The 15,674-nt window shown below is 53.7% G+C and carries 16 protein-coding genes; 5 read left to right on the top strand and 11 right to left on the bottom strand.

The window, feature by feature from the left end; translation table 11 throughout:
• Positions 1-37 precede the first annotated feature (37 nt).
• Both astE and spy read left to right on the top strand, forming a co-directional pair.
• Positions 38-1,033, top strand: coding sequence for a succinylglutamate desuccinylase (gene astE / locus N5923_RS20875; protein WP_267144159.1), 996 nt, complete (start codon positions 38-40; stop codon positions 1,031-1,033).
• A gap of 301 nt (positions 1,034-1,334) precedes the next feature.
• Positions 1,335-1,832 carry an ATP-independent periplasmic protein-refolding chaperone Spy gene (gene spy / locus N5923_RS20870; RefSeq protein WP_267144160.1) on the top strand — a complete coding sequence of 166 codons (498 nt, stop codon included), beginning with the start codon at positions 1,335-1,337 and terminating at the stop codon, positions 1,830-1,832.
• Between the two features lie 85 nt (positions 1,833-1,917).
• Here the strand turns inward: spy and cho are convergent, their stop codons facing one another.
• The 6 genes from cho to N5923_RS20840 form a co-directional block, all read right to left on the bottom strand.
• Positions 1,918-2,787: an excinuclease Cho gene (gene cho / locus N5923_RS20865; RefSeq protein WP_267144161.1), complete on the bottom strand. Its 870-nt coding sequence runs from the start codon at positions 2,785-2,787 to the stop codon at positions 1,918-1,920.
• Between the two features lie 69 nt (positions 2,788-2,856).
• The gene (locus N5923_RS20860; protein ID WP_267144162.1) at positions 2,857-3,390 is read right to left on the bottom strand and encodes a hypothetical protein; all 534 of its coding nucleotides are present in this window, start codon (positions 3,388-3,390) and stop codon (positions 2,857-2,859) included.
• Between the two features lie 301 nt (positions 3,391-3,691).
• Entirely contained in the window at positions 3,692-4,597 is a 906-nt protein-coding gene (gene yddG, locus N5923_RS20855; RefSeq protein WP_267144163.1) for an aromatic amino acid DMT transporter YddG, read from the bottom strand.
• Between the two features lie 59 nt (positions 4,598-4,656).
• Positions 4,657-5,484 carry an ammonia-dependent NAD(+) synthetase gene (gene nadE / locus N5923_RS20850; protein WP_267144164.1) on the bottom strand — a complete coding sequence of 276 codons (828 nt, stop codon included), beginning with the start codon at positions 5,482-5,484 and terminating at the stop codon, positions 4,657-4,659.
• Between the two features lie 106 nt (positions 5,485-5,590).
• A complete protein-coding gene (locus N5923_RS20845) occupies positions 5,591-6,781 on the bottom strand; it encodes a multidrug effflux MFS transporter (RefSeq protein ID WP_267144165.1) in 1,191 nt (396 codons plus the stop codon).
• Positions 6,778-7,362 carry a TetR/AcrR family transcriptional regulator gene (locus N5923_RS20840; protein ID WP_267144166.1) on the bottom strand — a complete coding sequence of 195 codons (585 nt, stop codon included), beginning with the start codon at positions 7,360-7,362 and terminating at the stop codon, positions 6,778-6,780. Before N5923_RS20840 ends, N5923_RS20845 begins: the two co-directional genes overlap by 4 nt.
• A 232-nt stretch (positions 7,363-7,594) precedes the next feature.
• Here N5923_RS20840 and osmE point away from each other — a divergent pair, with 232 nt between their 5' ends.
• The 3 genes from osmE (at position 7,595) to N5923_RS20825 (ending at position 9,452) form a co-directional block, all read left to right on the top strand.
• The gene (gene osmE / locus N5923_RS20835) at positions 7,595-7,930 is read left to right on the top strand and encodes an osmotically-inducible lipoprotein OsmE (protein WP_017802122.1); all 336 of its coding nucleotides are present in this window, start codon (positions 7,595-7,597) and stop codon (positions 7,928-7,930) included.
• Positions 7,931-8,268: 338 nt separating this feature from the next.
• Positions 8,269-9,006 (top strand): winged helix-turn-helix domain-containing protein, encoded by a 738-nt coding sequence (locus N5923_RS20830; protein ID WP_267144167.1) that lies wholly within the window; start codon positions 8,269-8,271, stop codon positions 9,004-9,006.
• On the top strand, positions 8,976-9,452 hold the full coding sequence (locus N5923_RS20825) for a hypothetical protein (protein ID WP_267144168.1): 477 nt from the start codon (positions 8,976-8,978) through the stop codon (positions 9,450-9,452). The genes N5923_RS20830 and N5923_RS20825 overlap by 31 nt, the downstream gene beginning before the upstream one ends.
• Before the next feature lie 140 nt (positions 9,453-9,592).
• On the opposite strand, the gene N5923_RS20820 is transcribed toward N5923_RS20825, so the two are convergent.
• From N5923_RS20820 to kduD, 5 genes are all read right to left on the bottom strand, one after another.
• Positions 9,593-9,982: a DUF6515 family protein gene (locus N5923_RS20820; protein WP_267144169.1), complete on the bottom strand. Its 390-nt coding sequence runs from the start codon at positions 9,980-9,982 to the stop codon at positions 9,593-9,595.
• Between the two features lie 210 nt (positions 9,983-10,192).
• Positions 10,193-12,457, bottom strand: coding sequence for a catalase HPII (katE, locus tag N5923_RS20815; RefSeq protein WP_267144170.1), 2,265 nt, complete (start codon positions 12,455-12,457; stop codon positions 10,193-10,195).
• Positions 12,458-12,596: 139 nt separating this feature from the next.
• Positions 12,597-13,988: an L-cystine transporter gene (locus N5923_RS20810; RefSeq protein ID WP_267144171.1), complete on the bottom strand. Its 1,392-nt coding sequence runs from the start codon at positions 13,986-13,988 to the stop codon at positions 12,597-12,599.
• Between the two features lie 169 nt (positions 13,989-14,157).
• Positions 14,158-14,748: a metal-dependent hydrolase gene (locus tag N5923_RS20805; protein WP_267144172.1), complete on the bottom strand. Its 591-nt coding sequence runs from the start codon at positions 14,746-14,748 to the stop codon at positions 14,158-14,160.
• A gap of 125 nt (positions 14,749-14,873) precedes the next feature.
• Positions 14,874-15,635, bottom strand: a complete 762-nt coding sequence (gene kduD, locus N5923_RS20800) for a 2-dehydro-3-deoxy-D-gluconate 5-dehydrogenase KduD (RefSeq protein WP_267144173.1) — start codon at positions 15,633-15,635, stop codon at positions 14,874-14,876.
• Positions 15,636-15,674: the final 39 nt, after the last annotated feature.

Here is a 15,674-nt window from a genome sequence, read left to right as displayed (position 1 = left end):
GTTTATCAGGGAGTCAGAATAAGACAAAGGAGAACTAATGCAGGATTTTTTACAGCAAACGCTGTCAGGTGAAACACCGCAACAATTATCAGGCGAGAATGCCCATCTGCGCTGGTCGTGGTGGGATGAAGGTATTATTGAGTTCACGCCGCATCAGGATACGCAGCAGGCAATCGTAGTTTCCGCCGGTCTGCATGGCAACGAAACCGCTCCGGTTGAGATCCTTAATCAGTTACTGTCGCAATTGCTGCGCGGTGAAAAAGCGCTGGTGCCCCGTTTGCTGGTGATCCTCGGCAACCCGGCGGCGCTGCGCCAGAATAAACGTTATCTGCGTTGTGATATCAACCGGATGTTTGGCGGTCGCTGGCAGCAGTATGAAGACTGCCCGGAAGCCCGACGTGCCTGGCGTCTGGAGCAGGCGATGGAGACATTCTGGCAGGCGGGCGATAATCTGGAAGTGTGCTGGCATATCGATCTGCATACGGCGATTCGTGGCTCTTATCACCCGCGTTTTGGCGTACTGCCGTTAAATCTGCGCGAGTGGCCGGAAAACTTTATGCAGTGGCTGGGCGCCGCCGGACTGGAAGCGCTGGTGTTTCATCGCGCGCCGGGCGGCACCTTTACCCACTACAGTTGTGAACATTTTAATGCCGCCAGCTGTACGCTGGAGTTAGGCAAAGCGCAGCCATTTGGCGCCAATGATCTGTCGCAGTTCGCCGCCGCTAAGCAGGCGCTGGCAGCGTTGTTATTTGGGGAGCCGTTGCCGCAAAGTGGCGAAGCACCACGGCGTTACCGGGTATCACAGCAAATCACCCGCCTGTCGCCGGCATTTAAACTGCATATGAGCGCTGAGACGCTAAACTTTACCGCTTTTCCGCAGGGCACGTTGCTGGCGGAAGATGGTGACAAGCGCTATTTCGTGCAACAGGCACGTGAATATGTACTGTTTCCCAATCCCAACGTCGCCAGCGGCTTACGTGCCGGTCTGATGCTGGTGGAAGATAATGCCCATAACGAAGCATTAAGCGGTTAATGATTTTTGCCGGGCGCGCAGAGCGCCCGCAAAAGCGCCAGATCAGCTGACATAATCTTTCCCAAACCCTGTCTGAAGCGTTACACTCCTCCATAATTCCTGCTAAAACCGCTGTAAATTCATATCCATTAGCAATTCCTCACCATATTCTTCTTATTCTCTTCATGATTGTTCCTTTCCTGTCTTTTATGCTTTCAGGGCTTTACCAACGCTCTGAGTACTTGACGTTCAGCGCTCTAAACTTGATTTCGAACTCGCGACACAGGCTGTCGTCATGAAACTGAAAAGTAAGGACAATATTATGCGTAAATTAACATCCCTTTTTATTGCAACAACTCTGGCTTTGGGTGCAGCTAATATCGTTCATGCTGCGGCTGACAACCTGACGCCACCGCCAGCAGGCGCAGAAAAACCGATGCACAAGCCACCGATGCATCGTGGTATGCACGATATGTTTAAAGGTCTGAACCTGACCGACGCGCAGAAAGAGAAAATGCGCAGCATCATGCATGAGTCACATAAAGATTTTAAACGTCCTTCCCTTGAAGAGCGTCGTGCCAGCCATGCGATTATCGCCGCAGACAGCTTCGATAAGAGCAAAGCGGAAGCCCAGGCTGCTACCATGACCGCTAACGCTAAAGAAAGAGCGCTGGCGATGCTGGAAACCCAGAACAAACTGTATAACGTGCTGACACCTGAGCAGAAAAAACAGTACAACGCCAATTTTGAGAAACGTCTGACGGAAAAACCGCAGCAGAAAGGTAAGATGTTGCCACCACCAGATGCACCGGCTGAGTAAGCCATCCGGCATTAAGCGTGGTTAAAATTTGAGACCGCCGGTGTTGCCCACATTGCCTGTCAGGCCGTGGTCAACCCCGGCGGTTTTACGTTTCGGTTAGCGGAATAATCGGATACTCACCGCTGAGCAGCGGGCGACAGAGGATTTTATAGCCATCCTGATCAAAGCCCTGTGGCGTGGCATTCAGCGTGCTGGCTTCACTGATATCGCTGACGGAGCCGAGATAAAACCAGTGATCAATAATATGGATCTGGGTTTCTGCTACCCCTTGTTCCACCAGCCCGACCGCGCCCGGCCACGGCCAGCACATTACCCGCACCTGCTCCAGCGCGCTCAGCAGACGCTGCTGATGCTCCGCGACACTCTCTTTACCGCAGCAGGCGCCGGCACAGCGCCCGAGACTGGCGCGAAAGCAGCCACGCCCTTTACTGAGACTCTCCAGCCCTAACAGGCCATAACAGAGCCGCTGTTCGTCGGCCACCTTCTTTAAGGTTTCCAGCGCCGCATAACGGCTGGCATACAGACCAAACAGGTTGGGTGAGCGGGAAAAATCGAGCTCTTTGGCATACACTACGGTCGGCTTGTCGCCGTTAAGCTGTAGCGAACAGAGCTGACGATTTTTGCGCAGCCGTTTATTGAACAGCGGCTGGCGGGTTTTAATCATCTGGGCTTCCAGCAGCAGGGCGCCAAGCTCGCCGGCGGTAGTGATCCAGCTGATTCGCCGTGCCTGGCGCAGCATTTTCGCCGCATCCGCATTACGGAAATGGGACATAATACGGCTGCGAATATTGATGCTTTTACCGATATACAGCGGCATCAGTTCACTTTCGCCATGGAAAAGATAGACGCCTGGCAGATTGGGTAACTCATCCAGCCAGGCGCGCAGGTGTTCAGGATATTGATAGATGGCCGCCGGTTCAAACTCGAGGCGATGAGTGACAAAACGTCTTACCACAGGATACTCCGCTTACTGGTTACTTATCCAGTATAGCATCAGTTGCAGGTGGCTGACAGCCGCCGGGTTTTATCGGCTACCATCAGCGCGCGCGGGGGCAGGGTTAGCGGAGATGTTGATATATTTTTTCAGCCTGAGTGGACGGGTTACACCACGTGGATCGGTGAAAGGAAGTCTTAGCGCTGGCAAGGTCAGAATCTCGACTGTCCATGTGGTATCGCCAATAAAGCGGAAATTAACTGACGTTTGTTTGATGTGCAGCTGTTCAAAAGTCCCCGTAGCGTATTGACCGCCAAGATCCAGACTTTCGAGATGACCCAATTTAGCGTCAATCAAGGTGATATTCAGGCTCTCTTCATAAATGACATCATCTGTCAGAAACAGCAGGTAGCGTCCCTCAGAGACGCTGATGGCTGCCTCAAGAACCTGGCCTGAAACTTTAATTCCGGTGTTGTTACCGTTGATCAAAACATCACATTGAGTCTGTGAAAACGCTTCAGCTTCACTGACGACGGATAACGATATTGCATCAGATAATACCATTCTTATTTCAAATTTCTCTTTTCCGTTTGAGTCCATGGCATTTAGCAATGTCGTATCCATGTTTAAAATCCCTTTAACGTTACCCATCAAGTGAATATAGCAACAATATTACTTAAGATGGAAACGAGCTATGCGCTTACATCGGGTGGCGACAACGCAGCTGCTATAAAACTAATATAACCTTTAGCTACCGTCTTGAACGTCAAGCGGTAGCGGCATAGTTTTCGTCCCATGTCGCGGATTTGCACCATAGCGAGTGCTGCATTCATTATCACGGGAGCCGAAAACGGCTCCCCTACAACAACCTTCGGTCTTGTGTAGGGGCGGCGTTATCGCCGCCCGTGTTGATGATTTACACAATTTACTCTGCGACCTGCGGCAGATTTCGCGTCGCCAGCCAGCAAATCAGTGAACCGGCGGTGACCATCACCACCCCCTGCCAGAAGCTTACAGAGGGCGACAGTTGCAGCCACACGGCCGCCAGCAGGGTAGAGAATACCGGCGTGAAGTAGGAGGCAGTGGCCAACAGGGTCAGATTGCCTTGCTGAATGCCGCTGTTCCATGCTGAATAGGCAATCGCCGCCGATGCGCCCATAAACAGGACTTCAGCGATGGCCCGCAGCGAAAAGTGCAGACTGTGCGGTGTCTGCGTCAGCGCAAATTTCAGCCACAGCACCAGCGCGGTAATGATAAAAAACAGCGTCACGCCGCTGGTGCCGCTGGCATAGCGTTTGGTGATATTGTTATACAAACCCCATAACAGCGCAGCGCTAAACGCCAGGCCATAAGCCAGCGGGTTCGACAGAATATTGTGCCACAGCAGCGTTGGTGTCCAGGCGCTGTCGCCTTTCATCACCCAGATAATCCCCAGCAGCGACAGCGCCAGACCCGGCCACAGCCAGTGCCGGTACTGCTGCTGGTTAAGCGGAATCGCCAGCAGAATGGTCAGGCAGGGCCACAGATAGTTGATCATCCCCAGTTCCAGCGACTGGCTGCGGCTGCTGGCCAGTCCGATCGACAGCGCCAGACAGATTTCATAGCTGACAAACAGCAGACCGCCCAGCCACAGATACACCGGCGGAAACTGACGGATTTTCGGTATGCCGCGCAGGCAGCAGAGAAACAGTGCGCTGGCGCTGTAGATTAACGCCGCACCGGCGGTGGCGCCCAGCAGTTCACTGATGCTGCGGATCATGCCAACCGACGTGCTCCACAGCACAATCGCCAGCAGTCCCGTCAGCGTTGCGCGTTGCGACAGAGATGACATTGATGTTCCATTGATAAAAACGGGCGACGCATGCGTCGCCCTGAGTCGTCGGGGTGGGATTATTTCTGCCAGAAATCGTCAAACACGGTGATTGGCGGGCGACGTTTATGTTCGGTTTTCAGATACCAGCCTTCAATAATTTTTGCGCTGGTGGCATCGATGGTTTTGCCTTCCAGGTACTGATCGATTAACTGATAGGTGACGCCCAGCGCCACTTCATCCTGCAGGCCAGGACGATCATCTTCCAGATCGGCGGTCGGGTGCTTGAGGTAGAGATGCTCAGGGCAGCCGAGGGTTTTCAGCAGCAGTTTGCCCTGACCTTTATGCAGACGGAAAATCGGGTTGATATCGGTGCCGCCATCACCGTACTTGGTAAAGAAGCCGGTGACCGCTTCGGCCGCGTGATCGGTGCCGACCACCACACCAGCATTCATCCCGGCGATGCTGTACTGCGCTTTCATCCTTTCACGTGCTTTTTCATTGCCGCGGATATAGTCGGAGAGGGAAACACCGGCATCCTGCAACGCTTTCTCGCTGGCCAGCACCGCTTCCTTAATATTGACCTTCAGTACGCGATCGGGCTGGATAAAGTCGATGGCATCCTGACAATCCTGCTCATCCGCCTGCACGCCATAGGGCAGGCGCACGGCGATAAACTGGTAACTGGCATCATTGCTCTCGTCACGCAGTTCATTAATCGCGGTCTGACACAGTTTACCGGTCAGCGTTGAATCCTGGCCGCCGCTGATGCCCAGTACCAGCGATTTAAGAAACGGGTGGGTTTGCAGATAAGACTTCAGAAATTCGACGCTGGTGCGGATCTCCTGCGGTGCGTCAATCACCGGCTTTACGCCTAGTGCAGCAATAATCTCTTGTTGCAGTGCCATGAACCTCTCCTCAAGTCAGTTGCGGAATCTTCTTCTGTTAAGCTAACGCGCATGACGCCAAACGACAAGAAACAATCGGTGTTGTTTCGCGTCAAACGCTGTTAAATCAGGCAGTTTTCGGTTTTTTCGCCAGCAGGGTGAACATTGTGATCGCCAGCATATAGCAGCCAAAGATGGTCATCGTCATGGTCAGTACCGAGGTGCCGCCGATACCGGTAACCGGCACGCTGATGGCGCCAAGAGTAAACATGGTAACGCCAATCACCGCCGACGCGCTGCCCGCGCGGTGTCCCTGGCTCTGCATCGCCAGTGACGACGCGGTAGTGGCAATGACACCATTACTGGCGACGCTAAAGAACAGCGCTACTAATACCAGCGGCAGCGGCGCACCGCTGATTCCTGCCAGCAGCAGGCTGCCGGAGGCGATAAACGCCAGCGTCAGGCCGCCTTTCAGAACCCGGTACTCGCCCCATAAAGGACAGAGACGCGCGCTGGTTTGCGAGGCGATAATCAGGCCAACCCCGTTGGCGGCGAAGCATAAACTGAAGGCCTGCGGCGACATGCCGTACAGCTCCTGCAATACAAAGGGCGAGGCGCCGATATAGGCAAACATGCCGGACATCATAAAGCCCTGCGTCAGACAGAACCCCATAAACGGCCGGTGGACAATCACCTGGCCCAGCGCTGCCCAGGCGGAGAACAGGCTGCCCTGATTGCGCTTTTCCTGCGGCAGCGTCTCGCGTAATTTGCTGCGCGCGAGCACCAGTAACAGGATGGCAATCAGCGCCAGCACCATAAACAGTCCGCGCCAGTCAAGAAACGCCATCAGCGCGCCACCCAGCACCGGTGCGCCGATGGGTGCCAGACCATTAACCAGCATCAGCAGGGCAAAGAAGCGCGTCAGTTCGTGGCCGCTATACATATCGCGCGCAATGGCCCGCGACAGCACCGCGCCGCCAGCCGCAAACAGGCCTTCAAACAGGCGCGCCAGCAGTAGCTGATGAATATCCTGCGCCAGTGCGCAACCCACCGACGCGATAAACAGCAGCACCAGCGACAGCAATAGAGGACGGATACGGCCATATTTATCGCTCATCGGGCCAAAAATCAGCTGACCGGCGCCGAGTCCCAGCAGTCCGGCGGTCAGGCTTAACTGCGCGGTGGCGGTGGGGGTGTTAAGATCGCGTGCCAGCTCTGGCAGCGCGGGTAAATAGAGATCGATACATAGCGGGCCAAGGGCCGCCAGCAGGCCAAGAGTAATGGCATAACCAAGGCGATTGGGGTGTGCAGGTGTCATTTATCCTCTGTTTCTAAGAGTTGTTTAAGTAATTGCTGATAGATTGGGTAGAGCCGGTCTGCGGACGCTTTCTGTGGCGTCAGTCGGCGAAAAGCGGTGCCTTCAACCATCACCGCTAACACTTCCACGCAGGCGCGAATTTTGTCCTCGCTAAACTGCGGGTGTTCCTGTTGCATTGATTGCCGCGCATGATTAAACATGCGGCCATCTGCTTCACTGAGCATGCTGGCGACGCGCGGATTGCGCGTGGCTTCCGCCGCCACCTCCAGCATTAGCGCCTCATCGTCTTCGTCGATCACTTTGCGCCATGCCAGCAGCGCCGGTAATTTGGGCGTATGTGTGCTGTTACTGATCTCTGCCATACGCTGGTCAATAATACGTTTCACCATCTCTTCAATAATCGCGTCTTTATTAATGAAGTAACGGTAGATCTGCCCGACACTCAGCTGCGCTTCACTGGCCAGCTGCGCCATACTGGCGCCGTGGAAGCCGGAACGACGAAAGCAGCGACGTGCGGCAGCAATAATCTCATCCTGGCGCTGGTGATGGCGCAGATCGCGAGCGGTGGGTTGTGGCGTCATGGTTATCTCCCGGCGCAGAGCCATAGCTGTCGATTGTGAGCGATCATTCTCATTTTTCGCATTATACGAAACCGGCGGACGATTCCCACTCTTTTCTCGTTGCCGCTTAAGCGGCAGTCAGGGCAGGTATCAGCGGAGTCCTAAAATTGACAAAACGCGGCCATAAATTTGATTAATCAGCGTTTATATTCCAGGCTTATTGTCACATGGACAATAAATGAGGAATAAAAAGATGACTAAAGTAACGGGATTGATTGGTGCTGCTGTGGCTCTGGCTGTGTTATCCGGTTGTAGCGCCTATGACCGCGCGGAAAGCTATGTCACTAAGCCGGTAGTGCAGGATGTGAAAAAGGGGATGACCCGTGAGCAGGTGCGTCAGGTTGCCGGTGCGCCTTCCACCGAAATCACCATGGTTCATGCCCGCGGTACTTGCCAGACTTATGTGCTGGGCGAGCGTGACGGTAAAGCGCAAACTTACTTTGTTAGCTACAACGATACCGGTCGCGTAATGAATTACGGCTTCCAGAGCTGTAAAGATTACGATACCGATCCGCAAGCAGCACAGTAATCGCGCATCAGGCGCGGCGCTAATGTGAGTAACTGATTCACAGCGCTGACATTACGCGTTTGCGCCACGCTGAAAATCCGGTCCGCAACCTTTCAGGTTTCGGACTTTTTTTATATCTGACTGTCAGAGGTTAAGAATTTATTCTATTCTTCAGCAGAAATTACTCTGCTGATCACCACTTTATTCTTAGCCGCAGCTGATTTACAATCCTTGCCGAAGATAAATAGATTTTGCCATGATAAAATTATGAGTGTTATATGATGGAGCCATTAATTAGTGATGTTGAATTATTATAGTCATATCATTAAGCCGTGGACGGATTTCTACAGGAACATTTTGTGAACGCTAAACGTATCGCTTTATCCTCACAGGTATTCTTTTATCCTGATACTTCTTGTGTAAAATCCGCAGAATGTGAGGATATTTATCTGTCTCCGAGCGAAAAAAAACTGCTGGAGATCGTACTGGAAGGGAAGGGAAGCAAAGAGAATATTCTGCAGCAGATCTGGTTAAATAATGGCACCATCGTTGGCGAGTCCAGTTATCACCAGCTGGTGAAAATGCTGCGGCGTAAGCTGCTTAAAGCCAGTCTGCCGGAGACGGTGATTAAGACCTTACCGCGTTTTGGCATTATTTATCTGCATCCCGACGAACCACAGAATACTCCTGCTGAGGAATTACCGCTGGCGCTGGCGGTTGAAGAGCCTCAGGCTGGCGGGTTAACCCCAGTCGCGGCTGTGCCGGTGAGCCGTAAGGCGTTTCTGACATTACAGCGCAGGGTCCTTATTCCCGTTGCCAGCCTGCTGCTGCTGTTACCGGTTGCGGGGTTAATGCTGTGGCTGCCGAACGAGGATAACTTCCCGGCGCAGCGTATGGTGCAGGGGGTGGTGATTCATGCCAGCCGCAGTCAGTTACTGGCGCCAGAGGCTCTGCAGAAACTGCTCGGTACACCAGAGAAAACGCTGCGTCATATTTATATTGCAGAAAATGGTCCCAGGATCTGGATCGCCAGATGTAAGGATGAAATTGCTAAGGTCGACAACCAATGTCAGTATCAAAATCTGTCGCTGTATTAGTCATCAGCGCGCTTACCGGTGTGCTGCTGGCATTTATTTTCCACCATCTGTATCTCAGAGCCAGCGTGCCGCAAAAGCCCTGTACCAGCACCATTACGGATGGTCAGTATTTCGATGATAATCATCAGCGCTATACCTTTAATGGCAGTATTAGCTGGTGGCCTGATAACCATAAAATCACCCTCAATGGCGTGAAACAGGAACAGGATCACGACGCTATTATTATGCGACGTACCCTGACATTAAATCAGGTAAGACAACATAATAATGTGGTTAGCGGTCGGGTGGCAGCAGTGGATATTTCGTCTGCAGATCAATCAGACAGCCGGCAGGTGATGTTTAGCGCCAAAGGCGAGCCGATGCAAATAATGTTTAAAAAACTTAATGCTAAATCATGGCTGCTAATAATGAACGATAACTGGATATTAATGTGCAGCAACAAGTAATATTAAAATATTAATTAATCAATTAATTCTTGCCAGTTTACTTCGTCGATTAACCCGGCGCGCGCTGTGCGAAGAAAATATCGCTGATTAAATAATAACCCGCAAACATTGCTGCCTGCGGGTTAGCGGCTGGCGGACAATTACAGTCCGGGTGGACGGGGTACTTCAAGATATTCGCCGGAAATATCACGGCGATAATAGTGACCGTCCGCGACGTAAAAGCGCTCGCCATTGTAATCGAGCGCGCGCATTGGTGCCGGAGAGCGATCCTCCGGCGGGCGATCCACAACCATCCAGGTGTCGCCCTGACGCTGGTAGTAACTGCCGTTCAGCAGGTAGTAAGTCAGGCCACCAATTAATACGGCTTCGGCCGCGGAAGGCAGAAAGTTAAACGGTGCGGGTCCGCCGTGGCCCCCGCCGTCATGCCAGCCGGGTCCAGGGCCACCGGGTCCCCATCCGCCAGGATGCGCGCTGGCCATCAGCGGGCTGATTAAGGTTAATGCCAGTAATGACGCGATGATCTTTTTCATAGTGCTGCAACTCCTGCGTGTACTCAGCTCACATTAGCCCGCAGTGTAAAAAACACAAGGCGTTACTGGTGGTTGTTATTCAATGCTTACAGCGCTTAACGTTATTCTGACTGTTCCTCCAGCATCGGCGTGGATTATGCAGCGTTCACCGGCCATCAGGAATAAAAAATGGCCGGGTTAACCGGCCACTGGGGGAGGGGAAATCGTGCTTTACGCCGGAACCGATAAGGCTTTCTGGCTGCGAGACCAGATACGGTGGGCGGCGAGGAAGGCGATAAATTCACTCATAAACAGCCCTTCAGCTTTGCCGTCTTCGACAATACCTTCTTCCTGCTCATCATCCGCCAGACCGAACTGCGCTTTAAAGCGACGTGCGTCGCCGCTCAGGCCGATCACTTTCAGATGCTTATAGGCTTCCAGCAGGTAATAGCGCGCGTCGCCACTCAGCAGCAGGGCGTCGATATTGCCATCCGGCACTATTACCGCATCAAAGGTCAGCGACGGTAAGCCGCTAAAGGTGGCGTCTACCGGCAGTACGGAGCCATCGTCGGCGCGCACCTGGCCCATATGCGAGGCCAGTAGTTTGGCGTGAACGCCGTTAAGTTTCAGTTCCTGCAAAATCGCCAGCACATCGGCGGCTTTTACGCCGTCACTTAACAGTAACGCCACCTGGCGGCCTTTGATATTGCCACTTGGTACGGCATACAGGCTCAGACTGGCATCTTTTTTCAGGCCATTGACATCTTTAGGCGGCGCGGTATGCAGCTTCTCGTCCGACAGCGCAATACCGAGATTCTCCGCCACCGCATGGGCCAGTGAAATATCGATACGCACCAGATGGTCGACTACCCGCTCACGGATATAGGGACGCGACAGTTTGCCAAGTTCAAAGGAGAAGGCATCAATAATATGTTGCTGCTCCACCGGCGTCTGGCTGAGCCAGAACAGGCGCGGTTGTGAATAGTACTCGCCGAATGACGGGCTGCGCTCACGCACTTTATGGCCTTCAATCCGCTCCTGGTAACTTTCAAAACCACCACGATGCGGCGCCGGCGGCGTTTCGCGTGGCCAGTTATCGTTGATTGAGTTCGGTTCGTAGTTAGCCGGGTTATTATCGATATCCTGGCGATGCATGCCGCCGCGCTGGAAGTTATGGTACGGACAGACCGGGCGATTAATCGGAATTTCGTGGAAGTTGGGTCCGCCAAGGCGACTGATCTGGGTATCGGTATACGAGAATAAGCGTCCCTGTAACAGCGGATCATTGGAGAAGTCGAGTCCGGGCACAATATGGCCAGGATGGAAGGCGACCTGTTCGGTTTCGGCAAAGAAGTTGTCCGGATTACGGTTCAGTACCATCTTACCGATCAGATCCACCGGCACCAGCTCCTCCGGAATCAGCTTGGTGGCATCCAGCAGGTCAAAGTCGAACTTAAACTCGTCCTCTTCCGGCACCAGCTGCACGCCAAGCTCATATTCCGGGTAATCGCCCGCTTCAATCGCTTCCCACAGGTCGCGACGGTGGAAGTCCGGATCGCGACCGGTCAATTTTTGTGATTCATCCCACAACAGCGAGGCTTTACCCGCTACCGGTTTCCAGTGGAAGCGCACAAAGGTGCCTTTCCCTTCCGCATTAATCATGCGGAAGGTATGAATGCCAAAACCCTCCATGGTGCGATAGCTGCGCGGGATACCGCGGTCGGACATCGCCCAGAACACATTGTGCAGCGTTTCCGGTTGCAGCGAGACGTAGTCCCAGAAGCTGTCATGGGCGCTTTGCCCCTGCGGCATCTCGTTATGGGGTTCTGGTTTTACCGCATGAACAAAGTCAGGGAATTTATGCGCATCCTGAATAAAGAACACCGGCGTGTTGTTGCCGACGAGGTCAAATACCCCTTCCTGAGTATAAAACTTGGTGGCGAAACCGCGGATATCACGCACGGTATCGGCTGAACCGGCGCCACCCTGAACGGTAGAGAAGCGCACAAATACCGGGGTGACGGTCTCAGGATCGCGCAGGAAGTCCGCTTTGGTGATATCAGTCAGCGCGCGGTAGGGCTGGAAATAGCCATGCGCGGCGGAACCACGCGCATGCACAATGCGCTCAGGGATGCGTTCGTGGTCAAAATGGGTGATTTTTTCCCGCAGGATAAAGTCTTCAAGTAGCGTCGGGCCACGGGTGCCAGCACGCAGCGAATTTTGGTCGTTAGCAATGCGCGTGCCCTGGTTAGTGGTGAGCGGAAAATTTTCTCCGCCTTTACGGTGTGCATCGAGCTGGTCGAGTTTTGCATTGCGGGTATCAGGAGATTTCAGGCTACCGGGCGCGGTTGGCTGTTTGCCAGGGGCACTGGGTTCGGCTTTCGGTTGATGCGAACCATCTTCAGGTGCCAGAGAATCCAGTCCGGGTTTTGCCGACTCAGGACCTGTTGCCGGTGCATTATGGCTCAGCTCCTTGTTATCTGTTTCTTTCGACATTGTATCTTGCTCCCGTAGATGTCGTGATTAGGCATCCTTAACTATAGAACAATGGGAGATATACGCCTGCAAACGCCAGGGATAAATAATCAGAAAAGGAAAGCTAAAGAAAAGGCCGGAATATCCGGCCTTCAGAGAATTACTGATGGGAGAGCTCAGTCTGCTCATCGCTGTCGAGGATCTTTTTGTCGGTCATCTTTAACCAGCGGCTGGTTAATGAACCGGCAGTCATCGAGCCATTGACGTTAAGCGCGGTGCGGCCCATATCAATCAGCGGCTCAATGGAGATCAGTAATGCGACCAGCGTCACCGGCAGCCCCATAGCGGGCAGCACAATCAGCGCTGCGAAGGTGGCGCCGCCGCCGACACCGGCAACGCCGGCAGAGCTTAAGGTTACAATCCCGACCAGGGTGGCAATCCACACCGGATCCAGCGGGTTAATTCCCATGGTCGGCGCGACCATTACCGCCAGCATCGTCGGGTAAAGACCTGCACAGCCATTCTGACCGATAGTGGCGCCAAAAGAGGCGGAGAAGCTGGCGATGGATTCCGGCACACCTAAACGGCGGGTTTGTGTTTCCACGCTAAGCGGGATGCTGGCGGCGCTGGAGCGGCTGGTAAACGCAAAGGTGATCACTGGCCAGGCTTTACGGAAGAAGCGCAGCGGATTGATACCGTTGACTGACAGCAGCAGGGCGTGCACCGCAAACATAATTGCCAGGCCGAGGTAGGAGGCAACCACAAAACCACCCAGCTTAATAATGTCCTGCAGATTCGAACCGGCCACCACTTTGGTCATCAGCGCCAGCACACCGTACGGTGTCAGTTTCATAATCAGACGCACCAGCTTCATCACCCAGGATTGCAGGGTGTCGATGGCCGCCAGTACGCGCTGGCCTTTCACCTGATCATCTTTCAGCAGTTGCAGAGCTGCCACACCGAGGAAGGCGGCAAAAATCACTACGCTGATAATGGAGGTCGGGTTAGCGCCGGTGAGGTCGGCAAACGGGTTCTTCGGTACAAACGACAGCAGCAGCTGCGGCACCGTCAAATCAGCGACTTTACCAACATAGTTGCTCTGGATGGCGGCGAGACGCGCGCTCTCCTGCGTACCCTGTACCAGACCATCGGCGGTCAGGCCAAACAGCTGGGTAACAAATACCCCGACCAGGGCGGCAATCGCCGTGGTAAACAGCAGTACGCCAATGGTCAGTACGCTGATTTTGCCCAGCGATGAGGCGTTGTGCAGGCGTGCAACCGCACTCAGAATCGAGGCAAAGACCAGCGGCATCACAATCATCTGCAGCAGCTGTACATAACCATTGCCGACGATATTAAACCAGCCGATCGACTCTTTCACCACCGCAGAGTTTTCGCCATAGATCAGTTGCAGCGCAAGGCCAAATGCCACACCCAGCAGCAAGCCGGTGAGGACTTTTTTCGACAAACTCCAGTTGGTACGGCCGGTACGCGCCAGCAGTAGCAACAGCGCGACAAATGCCACGATATTCAGAATCAGAGGTAGATTCATCCCATTTCTCCGGTGGAAGGCCTGGCGGCAGGTTATGCTCCGCACAGACTACAAAGCGATATTTTGAATCGCGTAAAAAGTGTTATTCGCGCGCATAGTACCAGCTGATGCTGGTGCAGCATTATATTCAAAAGTAATGGTTTATAACTTTATGAATTGATTTGTATTATTATTGTGCTGATCGTTGATTTAATGCCCGATTAAAGCTGCTTTGCACCGAATTAATCAGCTGAGCAGGCCAGCCGTTCGCACCAAAATGCGGCATGTCCGGTGAAAACCACATCGACCATGCCACCAGCGCCATACAGAGTGTCCGCTCCAGCTGGTTGCCTTTTTGACTGTTCAGGATCGGCAAACGGAAGCGCCAGCGGCAGGGCCATAACAGCGGTACGCCAGCCGGCGTCAGCATATCAGCAGCAATATGGCTGAGGTAACCCAGCACCATCCCCTGCAACACATCGGCGGGCAGTGGCCCGTCGGCAGGCACATTCATCTGAAACAGCGCCAGCCCGCCCAGCACCGCCAGCAGACTATGGGTAAATCCACGATGACCAAAGATTCGCGCCACCGGTTGAGAGATCCATTTCAGGCGCTGCCCCAGTAGCGACTTAGGATGGTCAATGTCCGGCAACAGGCAGGTTAGCAGCGCAGCAGGCACAATATGCCACCAGTCGCCGCTCGCCAGCTCTGGCGTCAGCTCTGCGCGCTTAGCAAAAATCGCACTGGCGATGGCAAAAATAATATGGCCTTCGGCCGTCATGGGGGTAACCTGGCTGCATAACTGTCAATGCATCCAGTATAGGGGATATAACCAGTAGATTAAATATGTGACGCTGTAACTAAAGATGAATATTTTGCCCGGATGTCGCCGGGCAAAAAAGTCTGCTAACGCGCCAGCCAGCCGCCATCTACTGCCACGGTATAGCCATTGATATAATCTGCGGCGGATGAGGCGAGAAACACCACCGGACCTTTCATATCTTCCGGCTTACCCCAGCGCGCGGCAGGAATACGTCCGAGGATCTCCTGACTGCGTCCTTCGTCCTGTCGCAGCTGTTCGGTGTTATTGGTCGCCATATAGCCGGGGGCAATCGCATTCACATTGATGTTATATGGCGCCCACTCATTGGCCATCAGACGGGTTAAACCCATTACGGCGCTTTTCGAGGCGGTATAAGAGGGCACACGGATGCCCCCCTGGTAAGAGAGCATTGAGGCGATATTGATGATTTTGCCGCCCTGACCCTGGCTGATAAACTGGCGCGCCACCGCCTGTGACAGAAAGAACACCGTCTTACTGTTGATGTTCATCACTTCGTCCCAGTCTTTCTCGCTAAACTCCAGCGCATCGGCGCGACGGATAATACCGGCATTGTTCACCAGAATATCGATGCGGCCGAAGGCGGCTACCGCCTGTTCCACCACCTGCGCCACGCTGGCGCTGTCCATCAGATCAGCATTAATTGCGTGAAAACGGCGGCCAAGGGCGGCCACCTGCGCCGGGGTGTCATCCGCGCTATCGCGGTTGACGCCAATAATATCGCAGCCTGCTTCAGCGAGACCGATGGCCATTCCCTGACCTAAACCGGTATTACAGCCGGTTACCAGCGCTACTTTGCCTTCCAGATTAAATGCATTAAGGATCATATTCGCTCTCTTTGTCTTCGACCATCTCACCAGCAACAG

It is taken from the genome of Winslowiella arboricola, from assembly GCF_025527015.1.
Taxonomy (GTDB): Bacteria; Pseudomonadota; Gammaproteobacteria; order Enterobacterales; family Enterobacteriaceae; genus Erwinia; species Erwinia arboricola.
This window is presented reverse-complemented; position numbering and strand designations above follow the sequence as displayed.